This is a genomic window from Pseudomonas putida (genome assembly GCA_041879295.1).
GTDB lineage: Bacteria > Pseudomonadota > Gammaproteobacteria > Pseudomonadales > Pseudomonadaceae > Aquipseudomonas > Aquipseudomonas putida_Y.
Window position 1 is genome coordinate 2,789,548 of record CP047152.1, and the last position, 21,325, is coordinate 2,810,872.

General features: G+C 59.4%; 17 protein-coding genes and 1 pseudogene. 3 read left to right on the forward strand and 15 right to left on the reverse strand.

The annotated features are described in order from the left end of the window. Window positions 1–19: 19 nt before the first annotated feature. From GST84_12610 to GST84_12645, 8 genes are all read right to left on the reverse strand, one after another. Window positions 20–1,144, reverse strand: coding sequence for a mechanosensitive ion channel (locus GST84_12610; protein XGB13168.1), 1,125 nt, complete (start codon window positions 1,142–1,144; stop codon window positions 20–22). Window positions 1,145–1,447: 303 nt separating this feature from the next. Beyond that, window positions 1,448–2,506 carry a diguanylate cyclase gene (locus GST84_12615; GenBank protein XGB15759.1) on the reverse strand — a complete coding sequence of 353 codons (1,059 nt, stop codon included), beginning with the start codon at window positions 2,504–2,506 and terminating at the stop codon, window positions 1,448–1,450. Window positions 2,507–2,971: 465 nt separating this feature from the next. Then, window positions 2,972–5,023: a TonB-dependent receptor gene (locus tag GST84_12620; protein XGB13169.1), complete on the reverse strand. Its 2,052-nt coding sequence runs from the start codon at window positions 5,021–5,023 to the stop codon at window positions 2,972–2,974. 81 nt (window positions 5,024–5,104) lie between these two features. Then, the gene (locus GST84_12625; protein ID XGB13170.1) at window positions 5,105–5,512 is read right to left on the reverse strand and encodes a hypothetical protein; all 408 of its coding nucleotides are present in this window, start codon (window positions 5,510–5,512) and stop codon (window positions 5,105–5,107) included. Window positions 5,513–5,840: 328 nt separating this feature from the next. Next, on the reverse strand, window positions 5,841–7,994 hold the full coding sequence (locus GST84_12630) for a TonB-dependent siderophore receptor (protein ID XGB13171.1): 2,154 nt from the start codon (window positions 7,992–7,994) through the stop codon (window positions 5,841–5,843). A gap of 71 nt (window positions 7,995–8,065) precedes the next feature. Next, a complete protein-coding gene (locus tag GST84_12635) occupies window positions 8,066–8,455 on the reverse strand; it encodes a DUF2946 domain-containing protein (protein ID XGB13172.1) in 390 nt (129 codons plus the stop codon). 127 nt (window positions 8,456–8,582) lie between these two features. Next, window positions 8,583–9,866 carry a DUF2254 domain-containing protein gene (locus GST84_12640; protein ID XGB13173.1) on the reverse strand — a complete coding sequence of 428 codons (1,284 nt, stop codon included), beginning with the start codon at window positions 9,864–9,866 and terminating at the stop codon, window positions 8,583–8,585. Between the two features lie 32 nt (window positions 9,867–9,898). Further along, window positions 9,899–10,771 carry a LysR family transcriptional regulator gene (locus GST84_12645; GenBank protein ID XGB13174.1) on the reverse strand — a complete coding sequence of 291 codons (873 nt, stop codon included), beginning with the start codon at window positions 10,769–10,771 and terminating at the stop codon, window positions 9,899–9,901. 101 nt (window positions 10,772–10,872) lie between these two features. On the opposite strand from GST84_12645, the gene GST84_12650 reads away from it, so the two are divergent. Together GST84_12650 and GST84_12655 are read left to right on the forward strand one after the other, a co-directional pair. Beyond that, window positions 10,873–11,286 carry a ring-cleaving dioxygenase gene (locus tag GST84_12650; GenBank protein ID XGB13175.1) on the forward strand — a complete coding sequence of 138 codons (414 nt, stop codon included), beginning with the start codon at window positions 10,873–10,875 and terminating at the stop codon, window positions 11,284–11,286. Between the two features lie 157 nt (window positions 11,287–11,443). Beyond that, the gene (locus GST84_12655) at window positions 11,444–12,766 is read left to right on the forward strand and encodes a cation:dicarboxylase symporter family transporter (GenBank protein ID XGB13176.1); all 1,323 of its coding nucleotides are present in this window, start codon (window positions 11,444–11,446) and stop codon (window positions 12,764–12,766) included. On the opposite strand, the gene GST84_12660 is transcribed toward GST84_12655, so the two are convergent. From GST84_12660 to GST84_12685, 6 genes and pseudogenes are all read right to left on the reverse strand, one after another. Beyond that, a complete protein-coding gene (locus GST84_12660; protein ID XGB13177.1) occupies window positions 12,763–13,668 on the reverse strand; it encodes a GTP cyclohydrolase I FolE2 in 906 nt (301 codons plus the stop codon). The two genes, GST84_12655 and GST84_12660, sit on opposite strands and share 4 nt — an antisense overlap. A 481-nt stretch (window positions 13,669–14,149) precedes the next feature. Beyond that, on the reverse strand, window positions 14,150–16,348 hold the full coding sequence (locus GST84_12665) for a molybdopterin-dependent oxidoreductase (GenBank protein ID XGB13178.1): 2,199 nt from the start codon (window positions 16,346–16,348) through the stop codon (window positions 14,150–14,152). Then, on the reverse strand, window positions 16,345–17,346 hold the full coding sequence (locus tag GST84_12670) for a xanthine dehydrogenase family protein subunit M (protein XGB13179.1): 1,002 nt from the start codon (window positions 17,344–17,346) through the stop codon (window positions 16,345–16,347). The genes GST84_12665 and GST84_12670 overlap by 4 nt, the downstream gene beginning before the upstream one ends. Next, window positions 17,343–17,870, reverse strand: coding sequence for a 2Fe-2S iron-sulfur cluster binding domain-containing protein (locus GST84_12675; GenBank protein ID XGB13180.1), 528 nt, complete (start codon window positions 17,868–17,870; stop codon window positions 17,343–17,345). The genes GST84_12670 and GST84_12675 overlap by 4 nt, the downstream gene beginning before the upstream one ends. Before the next feature lie 111 nt (window positions 17,871–17,981). Next, window positions 17,982–18,294, reverse strand: a pseudogene (locus GST84_12680) (termination factor Rho). Between the two features lie 99 nt (window positions 18,295–18,393). Continuing rightward, complete coding sequence (locus tag GST84_12685) at window positions 18,394–18,744, reverse strand: hypothetical protein (GenBank protein XGB13181.1); 351 nt, start codon at window positions 18,742–18,744, stop codon at window positions 18,394–18,396. 353 nt (window positions 18,745–19,097) lie between these two features. Here GST84_12685 and GST84_12690 point away from each other — a divergent pair, with 353 nt between their 5' ends. Beyond that, entirely contained in the window at window positions 19,098–20,081 is a 984-nt protein-coding gene (locus GST84_12690; protein XGB13182.1) for a TerC/Alx family metal homeostasis membrane protein, read from the forward strand. Between the two features lie 290 nt (window positions 20,082–20,371). Here GST84_12690 and GST84_12695 read toward each other — a convergent pair whose 3' ends face one another. Continuing rightward, the gene (locus tag GST84_12695) at window positions 20,372–21,280 is read right to left on the reverse strand and encodes a transporter substrate-binding domain-containing protein (GenBank protein ID XGB13183.1); all 909 of its coding nucleotides are present in this window, start codon (window positions 21,278–21,280) and stop codon (window positions 20,372–20,374) included. Window positions 21,281–21,325: the final 45 nt, after the last annotated feature.

The following is a 21,325-nucleotide window of genomic DNA, read 5'->3' on the forward strand; positions in this document are numbered from 1 at the left end:
TCTGGGCAAGTTGCCAGATTCAAGCCCCTCTGATGCCCAGGCCTTCGCGAGCCTGGCCATGCAGGCCGGATGCCTCCGGCAATGCCGTGACCTTGATCGCACGTACCGGTACGGCGAACCTTGCGCCGATTTTCGAAAACCGCTCCAGCAGCCTGAAGTTGATCGCCTGCTGAATGTCCATGTACAGGTTGTAGCCTGGGTCCTGGACGATGTAGACACACTCGAACTCCAGCGCCTCTTTGCCGAAGCCGCGCAGGTGAGCGCGATCGAAACGCGCCTGCTCCTGGGCCTTGATGGCGTCTTCTACGATGCCTGGCGCTTTCTTCACAGCCTCGGTTGGCGTGTCGTAGGAAAGCCCGAACTCGAACACGATGCGACGCTCTTGCAAGCGCTTGTAATTCTGGATGGTGCTGCTGATCATGCTGGCGTTGGCCATGACGATCTGTTCGCCGCCAAGGCTGCGGATGCGCGTGGTTTTGAGGCCGACGTGTTCAACGGTACCCGCCAGGGGGCCGATGACGATGAAGTCACCGATCTCGAACGGCTTGTCCACGGCGATCGACAACGAAGCGAACAGGTCGCCGAGGATATTCTGCACAGCCAGCGCCACTGCGATGCCGCCCACGCCAAGGCTGGCGACGAAGGCGGTGATGTTCACCCCTAGGTTCGACAGCATCGCCAGCACCACCACAGACCACAGCAGTACCCGCGCGCCCCAGGCCGAAAGGGTAGCCAGCGCGCTGCCCTGGTTCAGGCCGTCGGTACGGTGGCGGGCGAAGTAGCGGCTCAGGCCCAGGCCGATGGCGCGGTTGGCCCACAGGCCAATTTGCAGGGCCGCGACCACGAACCACAGGCTGCTGACCCTGCTCAGCCAGCGCTCGGGCAGGTCGAGCATGCTCAGGCCCACCAGCAATGAGGCCAGCAACAAAAGAAAGTTGCTGGTGCCGGAAAGCACCTTGGCCATTACCTGGCTCAATGGGCCTTCGTGTTCGGACCACCGCCGTATCCGGCGTATCAGGAAACTGATTGCGGCACGGGCGACCATGAAGGTCACGATGGCGACTGTCAGCGCCACCAGCAGATTGAGAATGGAGATGCCAAATACGGTGGTGTCGCTGAAAAACGCGATGATGCGGTCGTTCATGAGTACCTCGCCTCTGGGTTGATTTGCCAAGGTGCTTTCTTGGGACGTCAAAGAGGCGCTACAGGTCGATCGGATTTCACCGCGCGGGGCAGACGGAGTCAGTCTCGGTAGATTTTTTTCAATAACTGCAACAGTTTGTTCAGCATTGGCACGACTTGCGGGATTCGATTGCCAACGCACGCTTGCCGCAACGGCTGCAGGCCCATGCCAACCAGCACCTGTTCGACGATGCCGTGCGCACGCTGCGCCCAGCGCCGGGTGAGACTGCGGCCCAGGACCCTGCATAGCAACTCCCTGGATGGGCTAGTGCTGCTTGCGCAATGCTTCCTGCTCCGGTTCGGCGACCGTGACCCGGTTACGGCCCGATACCTTGGAAAGGTACATGGCGCTGTCTGCGCTGCTGAGCAAGGCGCTGAGCTCAGTGGCAGGGGCCTTCGCGAACGCTAAACCTATGCTTGCGGTGACCGGGTGTTGCTCATTTACACGCAGTTTGGCTATCAGGGCCCGCAGGCGCTCGGCAACCTCGATGGCCGTGGCTAACGGTGTATTGGGCAGCAGGATGGCGAACTCCTCGCCGCCCAGCCTGCCGGCAATGTCGTTGTCACGCAGGCTGGCACTGATCACTGCACCGATGCGCTGCAGCACCTGGTCGCCTGCGGCATGCCCGAACGTGTCGTTGATCTGTTTGAAATGGTCGACGTCCAGCATCAACACGGCCATGAATGCACCTGCGTCCTTGCACCGGGCGTGTTGCGTCGAGGCGTTGTCGAAAAAAGCACGGCGGTTGTTCAGGCCAGTCAGTTCGTCCGTGCACGAGGCCACCATGGCCAGCCGATGCGCGCGTTGCATTTCGTGTTTCAGGCGCCAGGCCGTCGTCAATGCAGAGGACAGGCTTTGCGTCGCGCTGACCACGAACCAGGCGAATACCAATACCGCCAAGGCTATCCCTTGTTGCAGCGTGGAAGGTTGCAGCAGTAGCCAGCCCGTAGAAGGCAGCAAGACCAGGCCCATCGACACCAGGGTCATGTTGCGGTAAGAGGAGTAGCACGACACCGCGCTGACAGACATCCCGACGGCAAACAGCATGATCAGCGTCTGCCCCAGCGCGTCGTCGGCGGGCATTACGGCAAATGCGCCCCAACCCCAGATAGCCGCCGACAGCATCAGTGTGACCCAGTAACGCCACTCCCAGCGTTCGGCCGTACGCAGGTTGGCCGGTGCTCGCAGATAGGCCAAGAACATGGCGGCACGCACGCCGGTCGACAGGCCCAATAACGTCATCCAGACGATGACCCTTTGCTGGTCGAAACGCTCCCAGCCCAACCAGCACAGCATTATGGCGGCCAGGAAGCTGCCAAGCACCGCAGGCGCCGACTGGACGAACAGCTGTTCGAGCCGATCCGTCCGTACGGAGCGCGCTATTTCATCGCGGGGATCAAGGTTTGTCATGGCTGGTGACGCCACTCGTGACCGGTAGCGGATACCTGCACTTTGATGGCGCCTTGGAAAAGCCTCCTGGCGTTCACATGTGATGCCCTTCGCCATGTTTGATTGCTGGATTCAGAAAGCGTTGCGGTAGGTAGTGGCAGTGCAGAACTGGCTATCACCACGGCTACGGCACCTGCGACGTTTTCCGCATTTCATGTCGTTGCGCGGATCCCTTCCTTGGCCGAAGGCCAGGTTTCCCTCGCAAGTTCCGTATCACGAACATAGCCTGTTTTCCGGCAATTCGAAAGCCGATCGATCGCGACGGCCAACAAGTGTTCGAGCAAGCCAAGGCAACTGAGGGTGTTGCCCGAACCACTGGCGCCGACCAACGTGCAGCTTTCAGAAATCGAACGTCACGCCGGCATACAGTGCACGACCGTCACCCGGGGAGTGGAGGGAGGCATCCGCACCATCCGGGTCGTACCACACGTACTCGTAGTAGCGGTTGGTGAGGTTCTTAAATTGCAGGTCGACACTCATCGTTTCGTTGACCTTGTAGGTCGCGCCAAGATTCGTGAGCACGTAACCGCCATACCGGCCCTGGGTATTCTCGCGTTCCAGGTAGTAGTTGGTCTGGCCATTGATCCAGGCCGTCAATTGCAGGGCAGGGGTGGCCTGGTAGCTGATGCCGGTGTTCCACAGATGGTGTGGCACGTGATCGATTTCCTGGCCCTTGCTGCCTGGTAACACGCTGCTGGGTTCAAGGATCTTGGAGTACTGCCAGGAGTAGGACATCCACACCTCGGTGCGTTCGTCCGGGTGCAGGTTGACCTGCAGGTCGTAGCCCCAGCGGCGTGTTTCGCCGACGTTGTCCGACTCGCCGCTGGGGTCGTTCAGGCGACGGCTCACTTCGCCAGAGGCGTCCTGACGCCAATAGGCCACGCGGCCATCGACCCAGCTGGCCGGGGTGAACTTGATGCCAGTTTCCCAGCCTTCGTTGATAGAAGGGTCCAGGTCCTCGTTGCGCGGCGGCACCTTGTAGGCTGCGGCGCCCGTCCCGACCTGGAAGGTGCGGCCCCAGTTGGCGTAAACGCTGGCGAACTTCCACGGCGAATAGACAATGCTGAGCTTGGGCTGCTTGATCAGCCCGTAGTCGTTGATGTCGGAGTCCTGCCCGGTCATCTTGTTGGTGAAGTCACCACTGATTTTGTCCACCCGGTAGGCCGGCACGATCTTCAGCGACTCGAACGGCTCGATCTCCGCCTGCACATAGGCACCGACCGTGTTGAAGTCGAAGTCCTGGTCGCGTGTCTGCGCCTGGCGTACACGCTCCACGGTGCGGTAGCGTTCGCTGCGGTTCTGTTGCTTCTGCACATCGCTGCCACCTTCCAGCGCAAAGGCGTGCAGCCAGTCCACCTGTGGCCGCCAGGTCAGCGAGGTGATGGCACCGTACTGGTCCTCGTAGGTATCGCGCTCCTGCTGTGAACTGGTGCGCCAGTACTGCGTCCAGCGACGGTCGTCATAGGTGTTGAGGTAGGTCTTGGCTGACCAGGACAGCGTTTCGGCCAGGTCGGTGTCGAAGTGCACGCTGACCTGGTTCATTCGCCGCGTGCCTTTGTCCGTGGCGTTGTAGTCATTGCTCATGCGCGGATGATGGCGGGCGTCATCCTCGGTCAGGTAGCCGGCCTCCTGGGCTTCGGACTCGTAGTGGCGGGCGATCAGGCCAAGGCGGTAGCTGCCATCGTCAGGGGTATAGAACCACTTGCCGCCGAAACTGTAGCGTTCGGTGTCGGCATGGTCGCGGTAGCCGTCGACCTGCTGGCGGGCGAAGAAGTAGTTCTGCGTCCAGTTGCTGGTCTCGATGCCCTTGGCCAGTTGCACCTCGCGGGTGTTGAAGCTGCCGTAGCGCAGGCGCGCCTTGTTGTAGTTGCCGCCGGTGCGGGTGTTGATGTTGACGTTACCGGCGATGTTGTTCAGGCCATAGCGCGGGTCGCTGGTGCCGCGCACCACTTCGATGTTGTCGATGTCCATGGGGAACACCGAGTCGATGAAGGGCATGTTGCCGTCATTGGTATTGCTGGGAATACCATCGATCAACAGTTTCACGGCGTTGACCTCGCCTTCGCCATTGAAGCCGCGGAACGAAAGCTTGCCGGAGGTGGTGCCTTGGTTGAACTCGGTGAGCATCACCCCCGGTGCCCGGCGGAACAGCTCCCAGCTGTAGGCAACCGGCATCTCCTCGAGGATGTCACCGCCCAGAATATCCACCGAACTGAGCACGCTGGTCGTCGCCAAGGGGCCGCTATTGGTGCCGGTCACATTGACCGCGCCGAGGGTGAGTACCGAGTTTTCGGCAGGCAGTGTTTCAGCGATGGCAAGTGACAGCGGGTTGAGGCCGAACAAGGCGAGCACGGGCAGTACGGCGCATGCGGTACAACGGAACGCAGGCATGTGTGGTTTCCTGGCAAAAACGGTCGGGCAAGGTCAGGCGTCGTGCAGCGCACGCCATGACCACAAGACAGCAGCGACGGTTCAGGCCAGGGGTGAGGCGCGGGGGTTCAGCCGAGGCCACTGTTCTCGTGGCAGCGGCAAGGCATGACGGTCTCCCAGTAGAAGGTCGGCCGGCCAGTAGCGGGGGAACAGATGGCGGTAGTAATCACCGCCTGCCAAGGCATGGCCGGCATGGCCACAACAGCAGTCACCACTCTGGTGCTTGGGTTCAGGGGAATGGTCGAGTTGCGACAGGTCTGCCTTGAGCTGGGTCAACACTGACTTGGGCAGGCTCTGGGCACCGTGAATGCTGCAGAAACTGCCGAGAATCAACGACTGGCTGTCGAGGCGAGGTGATTGCAAGGCACGATCGAGCGGCATCGCCAGCAGGTTGAACAGCAGGGCGAAGCAGGCGAACAGACAAAGATGTGCGCGAGCACGTGAAAGCATGAGTCACCCGAACGAATATGGCGCGCATTAAGCCGCATCCGTTGCCGGCTGTACAAGTTCCGTGGTGCGCCATTTTGTCGCGGGCGTACCACGCTGAGGGCTCAACGACTGCGCATGCAGGCGGCCATCATGAACGTTCGGCTCAGGTTTTTTGTTGGAATGCAGCGTCCAAGAGAGTGGTTATCCCTTCCGGTCTTTTACTCTTGGCAGGGTTCTCATCGGGCCAAACAAAAGCCGGGGCGTATTACCGTCCCGGCTTTTGTTTTTCAGAGAACAGCGACAATCGCTTAGGCCGCAGCCAAACACGAAAGGCGCCCGGTCGGTGTCATCAGTAGCGCCACAGCACAGCGACTTCCAGGCTGCGCGGCTCACCCAGGTAGTACTGGGTGTTGGTCTGGTGGATGAAACGGGCATATACCTCGTCGGTGAGGTTGCGCAGCCGCGCGCTGACTTGCACGTGTTTGTCCAGGTCGTGGGTCATGGACAGCCCGTAGACGGTGTAGGACGGTACCCATGCGGTGTTGGCGGTGTTGGCGTACACCGATGAGACGTAGCGGGCATCGGCCCCGACCTGCCAGCCGGGCGCCAGGTCGTAGGTCAACCAGAGGTTGGCCACGCGCTCGGGGATGTTGACCGGGTTCTTGCCCTTGCGCAAGTACACCACGCCGCTGATGGTCTCGTTGAACTCATCGTATTCGGCATTTACCCAACTGAAGTTGCCTGCCGCCAGCAGCTTGGGCGTGACCTTGAACGAGGCTGCCAGCTCGATGCCGGTGGAGGTCTGCTGGCCCGCCTGCTCGGTGGTGTTCGGCACGGTCGAGGAGGGCACGGAGATATCCTTGCGCACGATGCGATACGCCGCTGCCGTGGCCGAGCCGCGGCCGTCGAGGAAGTCGAACTTGCTGCCTACTTCGACCTGACGGCCGGTGCTCAGGTCGAAGTCGCCGACCTGGTTGATCGAGGCGCTGGTCAGGGTACCGCCTGGTGGTTCGGCCGAGGTACTGTATTGGGTGTACAGGCTGACGTTGGAGGTCAGCTCATAGACCAGGCCCAGGCGACCGGTGATGGCGTCCCAGCGTCGGTCGAGCCTGGCTCGCGCCACATGGTCGACCACGTCGAAGTCGATATGGTCGTAGCGCAGTGCGGTGATCAATGACAGCTGATCGGTCAGGCGGGTACGGTTCTCGACGAAGGCCGAGGTGGTGTCGGTGGTGGTGGTTCTGCCCTTGGTTATGGGCGCGTCCATACCGGGGATATCGAGGAAGTGCCCGGGTTCGAAGCCGTTCGGGTCAACCGTGTCGAACGCCCCCTTGGACAGCGGGTAGTTGGTTTGCTGGTTGGTGCTGTAGTCCATGCCGAACGCCCAGTCGCTGGCCAGGCCGAACAACTGGCCCTGGTGGGTCAGCTCAAGCCTGTCGCCGTTGACCTCCTGGTCGTGCCGCTGGCGATAGCCGCCCGAGCGAGCGATGGCGCTGTTGTCGGCGTTGTAGCGATACACTTCGAGATTGCGGTAATCGCGCTGGCCGTTGTAGTGGTAGAAGGTGTTACGCAGTTGGGTGTTGTCGTCGAAGCGGTAGTCGGTGATCGAGCGCAGCCACCGGGTGCGCTGCTCGTAGCGACCGTCTTCGACGTTGTAGTTGTTGAAACGGTTGTGCTTGTCGATGTGCAAGGTACCGACCAGTGGCTGCAATACCGGTGTGCCCCAGTAGGGGCTGTCCTCTTGCTCTTCCAGGTATTCGATGGCCAGCGTGTGCGAGAGCTGATCGTTGATGTCGCTAAGCAGCGAGAAAGCCAGATTGCCGGCCCCATTCTCCTGCCGATCGATATAGCCGTTGGTGCTGGTGCGGCTGTAGTCGAGGCGCGCATAGTGGCGCGGGCCGTCGCCCGTGTTCAGCGCCTTGTTGAAGGCGACCGACGTTTCCATGGTGTCGTAGCGTGCATAACTGACGCGCCCTTCGAAGGTGTCTTCGTCACGGCTTGCCAGCCGGGTGATGAAATTGAGGCTGCCACCGACAGCGCCGCTGCCGTTGAGGAATGAGGATGGCCCGCCGAGCAATTCGACGCGGTCGTAGATCCAGGCGCCCACCGGGCGCGCCGCGCCGCCATACTGCAAATTGATGCCATTGAACAACTGGCTGATCTGGGCACCGTTGAACCCTCGGTACGACACATACCCCCCCCAGCCGGGCGGAGCCGAGGCGTTAACCCCGGGCAGTGCATTGGCGGCGTCCTGGAAGTTACGTGCGCCAATGCGCTCCATGGTCTTGCGGTCGGCAACGCTGACGGAAGCGGGGTTCTCCCTGGCGCTGAGGTTCAGCCGCGAGCCGCTTTCGATGGGGCGATCAAGGTCAAGGCGGGTTGCCTCCGTGGGTTGATTGGCTGTGGCCGTGACATTGCTGGCCGGCAGGGTCAGGGTGTCATCCTGCGCCCAGGCACAGGTTGCGCTGCCAACGAGCAGCGCCAAAGTGGTCATGCGGAACATGCAAGGCTTCCTGGCTGAAATCGGTGAGCACACGTCCGCTGCCGATCAGGCGGCACGGGGACGTGGCGATGTCAGAACGCGAGAAGCGAAGCAGGAGAGGCGCGGGGGTTGACCAGTGGCCAACGCTGCTTGGGCAGGCGTGGTGGAGGTTGGTTGGGTAAGGGGCTGCCCGGCTCGCCGGCGAGCAAGGTCAGCAGGCCAAAAAATACGGCCAGCAGCGTGGCGCTGAACAGGCTGGCGATCACGCAGTCACCGCCGGCAGGCAGGGCCGAATCGCTTAAGTCTTGCTCACCTTGGTACATGCCGCTGCTGTCAGCCGTGCACCAAGCGGCATCATCCATGCCAGCCAGGCGCAACCCGGCCATTTGCCCATGGCCCATGGCGCACAACAACGAGCCGAACAGGATGCTGAAATACAGCACCCAGGCGACCTGTGATCGTGTGTGGTGGGCCAGCTTCATGACGGGACTCGGCGTGACAACGGAATGATCAGGTTTGGAGTTGGCGACGGATTCTACATCTTCTGAGGTATCTGAACAGGGGGACTTTTCAAGCGCGAATATTCAATCGGGTACAGGCGCACGAGACTTAGTGGACACCTATGAGTTCGGCAGCAAGCGCGCGGAGTTCGTCCTTGTCCTGTTGAAGCACAAGCCCACTGCCCGCGTGTGCAAGCAATCGCGCGGCATGCCGGCTGCAGGCGGGCCGAAATGCATGGGGGTTGATGTGCGCCAGGCTGACAAGGGCTTTGATCAAGCGCAGATTGACCTCGTGCAAAGCTGCGCCGTCCCGGCTGATCGGTGCAAAGAAATCGTCAAACAGGTCATCCGCCACCAGTGCACGCACATAGACCTGCGCGCATTCGTTATCCGTACTCTGCGCCACGGGATGCAGTTTCCCCCAACACGTCAAGCACCGAATGCCGCGCCCAATGATGTCGATGGCTGTACCGGGATCATTTACCGCAGGGGACAGCGCTCGCGAGGCAATCTCGGACAACACCGAAAGCCCGAAGCGCGGGTCATGCTCGAACGTTCTCCTGAGGCCGATGCTCAAGGCAGCGAAAATATCGATGTCCAGCGCGCCATTGTCATTGAGCGGCTCACCGTTCACGGCCAAGGCCCGCGCAACCACCATACCCTCATGGACAAAGGTGCCAGGCAGGACTTCGAGATAAATTCGAATCTTGGTGTCCGTCGCAATCCTGTTTAGCGTAAGGACATCGATGTGCTGTACATAGCCTGTCTGGCCGCTTTTCACTTCATGGGCTGCCCCAGCAAGCTTGAGGTCAGGCGGGTAGGCTGCACCGCCCAGATAGGGGTGTTCAACACGCTGCTCGATGGCTTTGATCACAGCTTTTTCGACACGGTCGATCGTCTCGCCCACGCGCCCTAGCTTGGAGAGGTGATCAATCCAGCGCAGCAAGGTGTAAATGATCAGGACCACAACCGCAATCGTCACGGTGAAAAGCACTACACGACCTTGTGTACCGTAGGCTCCGGTACTCAGTGCAATGATACCGACGAGGCTGAAGAGAAAGGACCCGATGAAGGTCGCCAGAGCGTTCTGGGTCGTGGCGTCCTCCATGACCAACGAAGTGGCGCGCGGGGTTACGCCACTGCTGGCGGCACTGTAGGCCGAGACCATTGTACTCAGCGAAAACGTTGTGACGGCCAGCATGCTCGAGGCGATGATACCCAATATCTTGTCAACCGCATCTGCACCGATACGGGCAGGCAAGGTGACGGGGACCGCATCCTTGAGCACCACGGCCACCAACGCCGTAACCACCCCCAACAGGGAGAAAAGCGTTGCCCTGAACCAGAGACGCTTGGCAATTCTCGTAGCCAACCAACGCCAGCGAGCTATCATGAAGTCCTCCTTTTTGCCGAGAGTGTAGGCCCTTAGGGGAAGTTGCAGTTATTCATAAGCTGTTCCTTCAAAACCTCCACAGCTTTAGGCCTTCTGGGGGTGGACTTGTAAAGCAGGACGACCTGGCGCATGTAACTGTCAGCCTCCGACACGGGGGTTGCATGTACGTCGTCAGTCTTCAATCCCGCCCAGTACGGGACAACAGAAGCCCCCATGCCTTTTGCGACCATGATGTGGATTGCATCTAGCGCATCCAGATTACACAGCACATCGGGCTGCAGGTTATTGTCATTCAGGTATTGCTGTGCAATCTGCCCACCCCAGGCATTTGAGTCATATCGAATCAGGTTTCGCCCAAGAATCGTCGAGCGGACGTTGCGCTTGTCAATGGGGTCTTTGGTCAAAAGCATCAGGGGTTCTTCTCGAAGCACCTGCATACGCAAGGTTTTGGGGACGTTGAAGGGCGGACATACCATGATTCCCGCATCAAGCTCTCCGGAAGCCACGTGTTCGTAAAGACTGCGCGAGTCCCCCGGGGTGATGCGTAGCCTCAATTGCGGAGCAATGGTTGATAGCTGGTTCATGGCCTCCGGCAATATGCCTGTCAACGCGGTAGAAATCGCGCCAATCTTGAGATACCCGGACAGGCTGCTGGTGTCCATATCCTCCTTTAGCTCTGCTGCCCCCTGGATCAGATCTCGAATCTTCGGCAGCAACGACAGGCATTTCTCGGTCGGTTCGACAGCGTGTGCGCTTCGGATCAGGAGTTCGCACGCCAGTGACTTCTCGAGTGCTTGTATACGTTGGCTGACTGCAGGTGCTGTCAGGTTTTCCCGTCGAGCAGCCGCTGCAATCGAGCCAGTTTCTATTACCGCAATCAGGCTTTCGAGAAATCGAGTGTCCAAAACATTTCCTTTCGCTGAGAGATGGAAAAATGCGCTTTAGCACTTGCGCGAGGCTACGCTAACCTCCCCAAAAGTTCTATCAGAAACCAAAGAGGGTAGTTATGAAATCGTTATTTCATGTTTCATACCATGTTACAGATCTCGAAGCATCGCGTAACTTCTACGGTAACATTCTCGGCTGCAAAGAAGGCCGCACGAGTGAAACTTATGTGGATTACGATTTCTTCGGCCACCAGATTTCGCTTCACAAAGGTGTGCCCTTTCCAACTACCCGTACCGGCAAGGTTGGCGACCATGAAGTGCTGATGCCGCATATCGGCTTGGTGCTGCATCTGGATGACTGGTTCGCGATGGCAGACCGCCTGGCGTTTCATGGTGTGCAGTTCGACATACCGCCGGTTGTACGATTCCCTGGCCAACCTGGGGAGCAGCGAACGATGTTTTTCCTGGACCCCAGTGGCAACCCGATCGAGATCAAAGGGTTCAAGGACTTTGAAGGTGTTTTTGCCACCTGATTGGCAAAAACGTCCGGGACGCTCCCCCGCTTTGTCTGCATGAAGTAAGAGGCGTGTATCGGTAAGTGGCCACTCAATAAAAATAACAGGTTCCAACGATGTGTTTGGCATTTTTGCCGGCCAATGTACAGTCCAAATTATAATAACTGGAGGACGTATGGCGAAGACTAGTCTAGTGACTAGAATTATTGCAGGTCTTGTGCTCGGGGTTGTAGTGGGGGCACTTCTCAATTTCTTTCCCGAGTACAAAGCTTGGATAACCAGCAACCTTTTGCAACCCGTCGGCGATATTTTCATCAAGATGATGAAGATGATTGTCGTACCCCTCGTGTTCGCGTGCATGGTCGGCGCGATCGCAGGCAATGGTGATAACAAGGCGATAGGGCGGGTAGGGGTGAAAGCCCTGTTCTACTTCTTCGTCGTGACCAGCATCGCAATTGTTTGTGGCCTGCTGGTTGGCAATCTTGCGCAGCCGGGCGTAGGTGCCAACTTGACCACCCTTGCAAACACCCAAACGCTCTCGCTTCCCTCTGCCTCGGAGAGCACAGGGTTTGGTCAAGTCATCCTCAATATCATCCCGGACAATATCGTCGGTGCAATGGCGCAAGGAAAGCTGCTGCCTGTCCTGTTCTTCTCGGTCATGTTCGGCTTTGGGCTAAGTGCTCTGGACAAAGAGAAGAAAATGCCGCTGATCGCGGTAGTCAATGCCATTTCCGCGACGATGTTCAAAGTGACGCATATCGTGATGCATTACTCACCCATCGGGATTTTTGGCCTGATCGGCGTGACGGTCGCCAACTTCGGGCTTTCCGCATTGCTGCCTCTGGCAAAACTGATTGCCGTCACCTACATCGCGGTCATTCTGTTCGGCGTGGTCGTGCTGGGCGGCATCGCGAAGGTTGCAGGGATCAACATCTTCGACCTGATCAAGGCGATCAAGGATGAGTTGATCCTGGCGTTCAGTACTGCCGCCTCGGCGACTGTCATGCCCCAGTTGATTGAAAAGGTCGAGGCCTACGGTGCGCCGCGTTCGATTGCTACGTTGGTTATCCCTACGGGTTATTCCTTCAATCTGGATGGCGCATCGCTTTTCGTGGGCATCGGCACGCTGTTCATCGCGCAGCTCTATGAAATTCCCCTGAGCCTGGCTGACCAGGCGATGCTGATCATCATCATGGTGCTGACCTCCAAGGGCGCAGCCGGCGTTCCGGGGGCCATGTTCGTGATCTTGACCGCTACGCTGACCAGTGCCGGTCTGCCTGTGGAAGGTATTGCGTTCATCGCCGGAGTCTATCGCTTGATGGACATGCCGATCACGGCGCTGAATGTCTTGGGCAACGCACTGGCGCCTCTGGTTGTGGCGAAGTGGGAGAACCAATACCGGATGCCTGCTGCCCCGATGGTAGCTGCCGAGGAGCGTTCGCAGGCAACGACGATTGCTGCGAGCGCTTTCGTCGAAACCGTCGACAAACCGGCTTAGCCAGGGGCCTGCGGAGTAGACCAGGCCGAGGCGTCGTGCGGATGCAGGCTTTCCAGGTGGCGGACGTGCACCTGGGTGTCGCGATAAGCGCTAAGGCATACCTGTATGCGCCGCGCAGCGTCCTCGACGAACATCAGGTTCTGCCCGTTGAGCGCTGCGAAAGCCTGTTCGTCAGCCCGTTTCACGGCGGTCTGAACCGGCGTGCGCAAAGCGCCTTCGACTTGGTCGATCAAGGCCAGCAACCCGAGATCCGGAGCATCGGCAGGCACCGCGACGCGCACCCGAGCTTCGCTACGTTGGCTGTGAGGCGTCGCCAGCGACGCGTTGCTGCGCAGCCACTGCGCGACGGCGCCGGCTTCAAGCAGTGGCTGGTCCTTGAAGGTTCGCAGGAAGCTGTCTTCAATCAACTGCCGGGAGAGAGCGGCCGAGCATGGGCAGGTCGAGGAGTAGCCGATCCTGACCTCAATATTCAGGTTCAGCGCCCCGCCGACCTTCGTCGCGAGCACGTGAACCGGGTACGACTTCCATCCAGAGAGACCCTCGGTCACCAGTGCAGGGCGGCGAACCAGCAAGTCGAAATCCAGGCGCAACCTGGCATTGCGGCTTTCGCAATCCTGATGGCTGTCGATCATCTCCTGCAACAGCGCAAAGAGGCTTGCCGGCGACACCGCCGCAGCCTGCCCCCATGCGTCCAGCAGGCGATACAGCCTGGACATGTGAATGCCTTTGACGTGCGGTGCCGGCAGGTCGACCTGAACATCCGCCCGGGCGTGCAGTTCACGCTGGTAGGTCGCTTCCTGGATCCTTACCGGCAGGTCGATACCCTGCATGCCGACCCATTGCAGCGGGCTGAGGCTGGGGGCCAGGTCGGTGACGGAAACGTCGGGTAGTGCTGAGCTCATCATTTATATCCAGTGGTGGGAGCCTTGCACGTGGCAGCAAGGGGTATGAATCAGTTTCAGATTACTGGCTGAGTTATAACATAACAATAAGGGCAGGTTGCAAATCACGTCCTGACTCTTGAGCAGGCAGAGGCGGGAAGCCGCTTCGCTTGAGGCTGCTGGCGCGGGAGAAAAAACTATTGGATAAGATCGACGCTGACCTGAAGCGCGTTGGGCTTCAGATTCACGAGCGGTCGCGCAAACAGAGGCGGCCCGTGCTGCAGTAACTACCTATCGCGCATTGGGAGGAGGGTGGTCACCCTCCTTAATGGTAGTGATGGTGGAGGATTTCCCCACCCGCACGGGGCCAGCAACGTGCAGGCCGGAACGCTGCAGTGACAACTCGCTCCAGAACGCTCGGGCAGGCGTTGCGATTGGTGCTTCAGTTCCCATCGTTATCTCGACGGCTCGAATGGGGATGGGGGCTTGCCCCCTCGCCCAGTCACAGCACCTTGTCGAGCGTGATCGGAAACTCTCTCACACGCTTGCCCGTGGCATGGTAGACCGCGTTGGCTACCGCGGCTGCCACCCCGACGACGCCGATTTCACCTACGCCCTTGGATCCCAGTTCATTGATGATGTCGTCGTGCTCTTCAACGAAGATGACTTCGATATCCCCGCAGTCTGCGTTGACCGGGATGTGGTACTCCGCCAGGTTGTGGTTGACGATGCGACCCAACCGATGGTCGGTGAGCGCGGCTTCGTGCAGGGCCATACCCATGCCCCACACAACGCCTCCCAAGATCTGGCTGCGCGCGGTTTTCGGGTTGACTACCCGTCCCGCCGCCACGGCGCTGACCACCCGTACTACCTTGATCGTGCCAAGGTCCTCGTCGACGTGGACTTCCACGAACACCGCCGAATGCGTGGCGGTGGAGAACGGTTCACGCCTGGCGCCGGGCTCCGCGTCGACTTGCACTTCGAACTCACCTTCGGGGGCGCTGGCGATGATGTCCGCCAAGGCCAGGCGATGGCTGCCTGCGTGCAGGTAGCCATCGGCGAACACGATCTGCTCCCGGGCCGTGCTGGCCACTTGGGGGTACATCTTGCGCGCATGTTCCAGCACTTTGGTGCGCAGTATATGGCAGGCCTGGCGGACGGCCGAGCCGACCGACGACACCGTGAACGATCCTCCCTGAAGGGGTGCGGTGGGCAGTGAAGAATCACCCAGCACGAAGGTGACATCCTGCACCCTGGCGCCAGCCGCGTCGGCTGCGATCTGCGTCATGACGGTATAAGTGCCGGTCCCGATATCGGTGGTGGCACTGCAGACGGTGAGGTGGCCTTTGGCATCGAAGCGCGCTTTGGCGCTGGCTTTCATCTGCATGGCTTCCCAGACGCCGCCGGCCATCCCCCAACCGACCAGCTGGTTGCCATGGCGCATGCTGCGCGGTTGCGGATTACGGTTTTGCCAGCCAAAACGTTCGGCACCTTGCCGGTAGCACGCCAGCAGTTCCTTGCTGGAGTAGGGCTTGCCCTCGTTGGCATTGCTGGCGGCAAAATTGCGGCGGCGCAGCTCGAGCGGGTCAATCTGCGCTGCACAGGCAAGCTCATCCATGGCGCATTCCAGGGCAATCATCCCCGACGCGGCGCCAGGCGCTCGCATGTCCAACGGGGTGTACACATCGAGCGAGGCCAGGCGATAGCTGAGGGCAACGTTGTCGCACTGGTAGAGCATGCCACTCCATTCCACCACGTGCTCGGTGAAGTCCTCGAAGCGGGAGGTCTGGCCAAGCGCATCGTGGGCGATCGCCAGCAACTGCCCGTTTGCGTCAGCACCCAGGCGCAGGCGCTGCTCGGTGCGGGGCCGGTAGCCAAAGGTGAACATCTGCTGGCGAGTCAGCGTGACGCGCACCGAACGCTGCAGGTGCAACGCCGCCATCACTGCCAGCGGCAACTGGTACTGCGGACGCAAGCCCGAGCCGAAGGCACCGCCGACGAATGCCGCGCGCACGCGGATGTTTGCCTTGGGCAGGCCAAACACCTTGTGCAGGTAGTCCTGGCAGTTTTGTGTGCCTTGGGTCTTGTCGTGGATTTCCAGCGTGCCGTCGCCTTTGTAGAGTACGGTTGACGCATGGGGCTCCATCGGGTTGTGGTACTCGTTGGCTGTCAGGTAGGTGGCATCCACCTGCACCGGGGCCCCGGCAAACTGAGCGGCAAAGTCACCACGCGGCGCCGGTGTCTCGGTGAGTGCTGCATGCGACTGTTGGCATGCGCCCAGGTCGGTCTGGTGGGCCTCCTCGGCATACTCGATCCTGATCAGCGAACCCGCATACCGGGCCAGTTCGAGGGTTTGGGCAACCACCAGCGCCAGCGGTTGCCCATTGTAGAGGACTCGTTCATTGAACAAGGGCCTAAACGGCGCCCCCTTCGCGGAGTCGGCGTCGCTGTAGTTGTCGTCATAACTGGAAATATGCGGACGATGTGCATGGTCGAGCACGGCGATCACCCCCGGCACGCGCATTGCCTGCGCACTGTCGATGTTGAGTACCCGACCGCGGGCGATGGTACTGGACACGACGCTGCCATGGAGCAGGCCTGTCTCGGGGTATTCGCCCGCGTAGCGCGCCTGCCCGGTGACCTTCGCCATGCCGTCCACGCGGTCCAGGGGCGTGCCAACTACTGGTGTGGAGTTGATCATGGTCGTGCCCTCCAGCAAGCGGCGCCGTAGGCCGCGTCATTCAGTGCCCGCACAATCGCACGTTGGGCCAGCGTGACCTTGAACCCGTTGTGGCTCAGGGGTTTTGCGTCTTGCAGCAACGTTTGCGCGGCGCGGGTGAACAGTGCTTCGCTAGGCGCTTGGCCGGCCAGCATGCGCTCCACAACCGGGTCTCGCCACGGCTTGTGGGCAACGCCGCCCAGCGCCAGGCGAGCTTGCTGGATCACCTCACCATCGAATTTCAAGGCTGCAGCGACCGACACCAGCGCGAACGCGTAGGAGGCGCGGTCGCGTATTTTCAGATAACGGTAATGGTTTTCGAACTCCGGGGGTGGCAGCTCGATGGCGACCACCAGTTCATCGACTGCCAGCTGATTGTCTCGCTCCGGGGTGTCCTCGGGGAGACGATGGAACGCCGCAAAAGGTATTTGGCGCTCTCCGCGCGGCCCCTGCACATGCACCACGGCTTCGAGCGCTGCCAATGCCACACACATATCCGAGGGATGGGTCGCGACACAGGCATCACTGGCGCCGAGAATCGCGTGGATACGGTTCGAGCCTGTACGCGCCGGGCATCCGCTGCCGGGCTCACGTTTGTTGCAGGGGGTGCCGGTGTCGTAGAAGTAGTAACACCGGGTACGTTGCAGCAAGTTGCCACCGGTGCTGGCCATGTTCCTCAGCTGCGGTGATGCCCCAGCCAGGATGGCGTCTGACAGCAATGGATAGTGCTGCTCGATCATTGGATGCCAGGCCAGGTCGGCATTGCTCACCAATGCGCCGATCAACAAGCCACCGTTCAACGTGAGGTGGATGCCGTTCAGCCCAAGGCCGGAAATGTCGATCAGGCGCTTGGGGCGAACCACGTTTTCTTTCATCAGGTCGACGAGGTTGGTGCCGCCGGCAATGAAGTGCGAGCTGGCGCCTGCCAGGCTCACGGCTTCGCTGATGGATGCGGGCTTGTGGTAGCTGAAAGGCGTCATGGATTCGGCCCTCGTTGAGGCTGGGCCAGGTCCGTCATCAACGGTAGGGCTTCTTCTACCGCAGCGACGATGTTGCCGTATGCACCACACCTGCAAAGGTTGCCACTCATCTGTTCGCGAATGGCCTCGCGGGTGTCGGCACGCCCTTCACGGGCAAGCCCGACTGCGGAGCAGATCTGCCCCGGGGTGCAGTAGCCGCACTGGAAGGCATCGTGGGTGATGAATGCGCGCTGCATTGGGTGCAGAACGTCGCCGACGGCCAGCCCTTCGATGGTCACCAATTCGGCCCCATTGCACATGATGGCCAAGGTCAGGCAGGCATTGACGCGCTTGCCATCGCGCAGCACCGTGCAGGCCCCGCACTGGCCATGGTCGCAACCCTTCTTGGTGCCAACCAGGTCCAACTGCTCACGCAAAAGGTCGAGGAGGGTGGTCCAGGGATTCACCTGCAATGTTCGGCGCTGACCATTCAGGGTCAGGCAGATGGGGTGTTCTTCAACCCCATTGGGAGAGATCGCGCTCATGGAAGGTCCTCACGGTCAGGGTTTGCGCAGTCGGCTGCGTCTCTGTTGTGCGACCGGGCCGGTTGACTAAACGTTCAGCCCGCTTGCCAAGTTGCCGATCACATCTGGCCGTCACCCGTGTTTTTGCAGGGCGTCAATCAACTGGGCCTTGGTCATGGTCGAGCGCCCCTTGATGTCTTTGCTGCGTGCCTCTTTCATAAGGCTTTCCTTGCTTTGCGATTCCAGCGACGCGTGCGACATCCGCGAATGCCCCTGGCGAGATTCAGCGGCGCGTTTGGCCGAATCCGAGCGTGCGGTCTTCTTCGCCCGCGACGATGTCCTGCTTCCCGAGCCTCCGTGCTTCTCACCGCCACCGGATTGTTTGTTTGTGCTCGGCCTTGCGTTTCTGCGCGTCCGTGTACTTGTCTTTGTCCCCGCGTGGCATGGTATTTACTCCTGCGTGGGTTGCATGAACGGTTTGAACCCGGGTAGAACCGACGAACCGGGCGATGGATAAGTGATCCGTTGCCATCGGCCCTTTCAGCTAACTGCCGGAACCTGCGCCTGATCCACCTCCGGCTGAGCCATTGCTACCACTACCCGCATTTGCGCCGCTATCACCAGAGCCATTGCTGCCGGTTCCCGAGCCGCTGTCGGTACCGTCACCGCCGGTATTGTCCGTACCATTGTCGTCAGTACCGCCATCACCCGTACCCATGCCATCGCCTGGCGTTCCCGAGCCAGTCGCACCGCTTTGGTCGTGCATTTGTCCATTGTCGTTCGATTGCATGCCTGGGGCGTGCTGATGGTTCAGGTCTGTGGCGGCCAAAGCAAGTGGTGAAGCGCAGCCCAGGCACAGCGTGAGCAGTAACGTATAAGGTTTTGCCGGTGTCATGGCGAAACTCCTTTTTATAGTGTTTACCCTTTTGTTCGGCCTGCCGCGCGTGTGAGGGTGCCTTCTGAGCGACGGAAGGCGCTGCATCAGGTCGACGCGAGCGAGCGACGCTTTGCTCCAATGAAGGCGTTGATAACGTGCGGGGCACCCATGAGGCTGGTGCAATCAGGTGTTCGAAGTTAGTTTTTCACTGCAAGCCTTTTGGCTTGTCATGGACACGATTTGTAAATGTTTTCTACTTGCAGCCTACTCGCGCTCGATAAATTCTTTATTCGTGACGCCGGGCCCCTCTGACGGTTATACCGCCATGTCGGAGTCATAGTTGTTCAACTACGACTATACAGGAGGGGCTCATGTCTGCCCTTAGTGCGTATCTCTATCAAGACGTTCTTGGTACTGACCTCTGGCTTTGGCTTTCCTTTTTCGCTGTTGTGCTAACACTGTTGGCGCTTGACTTAGGTGTGCTCCATCGCGGGAATCGGGAGATTGGAGTTAAAGAGAGCTTGTTGCTGTCTGCGGGCTACATCAGTATGGGCCTTTTGTTCGCGGTCTGGGTGTACTTCCAGAAAGGCAGCGATGCCAGCATGGACTATGTGACGGGTTTCTTGATTGAAAAATCCCTGTCAATGGATAACGTTTTCGTTATTGCCCTGATATTCAGTTTCCTGGCCATTCCTCGGGAGTTCCAGCACCGAGTATTGTTTTGGGGGATCATGGGGGTCATCGTCTTGAGAGCTATCATGATCGGCCTTGGGGCTGCGCTCATCGCCCAGTTCAGTTGGATACTTTACTGCTTCGGCGCCTTCCTGGTGTTCACCGGGGTAAAGATGCTCTTCGCTCGCGTCGATCATGCGCCTGACCTGGAAAACAACCGTTTCGTCAAATACCTACGTAGACACCTGCGCATCACCAAGGAATTGCACGGTCAACGTTTTTTGGTTCGCTTGCCTGACGCGTCAGGAAAAAGAATGCTATGGGTGACACCGCTCTTCCTTGCACTTATTTTGATTGAGTGTGCAGATTTGGTATTTGCTGTTGACAGCGTACCTGCGATTTTTGCTATCACACAGGATCCGTTCATCGTTTATACGTCGAATATTTTTGCCATTCTCGGCTTGCGAGCGCTCTATTTTGCATTGGCTGCCATGATCAGTCGCTTTATTTACCTTAAATATGCGCTGGCTCTGGTGCTTGTCTTTATAGGCTCGAAAATTTTCCTTCATGACGTGGTGGGTAAAGTGCCAGCCGAAATATCGTTGAGCGTAACAATCGGCCTTCTGATTGGCGGCGTGTTGCTTTCGCTTTGGAAAACCCGAGCGTCCGCTAACGCTCATTGAATAATTAAGGCCGCTGAACGGTAGAGCAGGGACAAGCTCCGCAAGCATGGTATCCAGGCCGGCTCGTACCACCACGAACGCTATGCGTACTCGTCCGAGAAGGTCGTGCTGACGTTTTAGCGAGTCTTGCCGAGTTGATCATCACCGCTGGCAAGACCGATAAGAAACGTCGCCTCACCACGCCGACCCTGGTTTACCAGACACTCGCCACGCTCAGGAAATGGCGTTTCTCGTATGTGCTTGTGGCCAAGGTTAGAAGGCTGCCCGCTGACGGCCTGTAGCGATTGATGTCACTTGGGCACCGCATACACCCTGAAAAATTTCTTCACGATATCGTCGGTCCCTCCCAAGTATTTGTCGTAGTCCTTTTCAATGGAGCCCGAGCGATAGGCTTCGCTCAGGGCCGTATCGACCAGCAAGCGGAAGTCGTCGTCATTGCGCGCCACCATCATCGCCACCGGCGAGTACTCGAATATGCGGTCCAGGAGCATCAGGTTTTTGGGAGCCCCTTCCTTGGCTATTTCGTTTCTCAGCAACATGCGCTCGGCAAAGAACGCGTCCGCCTTGCCGTCAGCGACCAGCTTGATGCCCTCATCGTTGTTGGCCACGGTAACCAGTGAAGCGATTACACCAAGCAGGCGCATCCTTTCGCGAATCCAGTCTTCCGTTACACCGCCCTCAATGGTGGCGTAAGTGTGGTTGGCCAGACCGCTGTTGATGCTTGCTCGCCAGGTGGGTCCGCTATTGGCGACTTTGCCATTGAGTACATTGAGCAGCGATTCGGGGGCATCCTTGCGTACCACGACAGAGAGACCGGCGGTGTAGATCGGTATGGCGTAACTGATCGTCTTGCGCCGTTCCAGAGTGGGCGGAGTCGGCGTGCAGAGAATATCGACTTTCCCCTGGCTGACCGCACTGACCAGCTCGTAAACCGTAACCGGCTGGTAGCGCACTTGCAGGTCCGGCAGGCCAAGTTCGCGCTTGAGCTTGTCTGCAACTTTAAGGCACTGCTCGATGGCATAGCCGCTGGCTTTGTCGCCTTCCTGCGTGCTGAAGGGGGCCAGGTCTGGCAGGTAGCCCATGGTGAAGCTGTGGCTGCTGCGCACGCGTTCAAGTGTGGAGGCACTGGCCATCAAAGGCAGCGTCAAAAACGCCAGAGCGAGCAAAAAACGGGTGGTTTTGATCAAGGGTACGTTCATGTCCGGTTTCCCCGTATGCAGATGTCTGTGCAGTCCTGGCTGCCG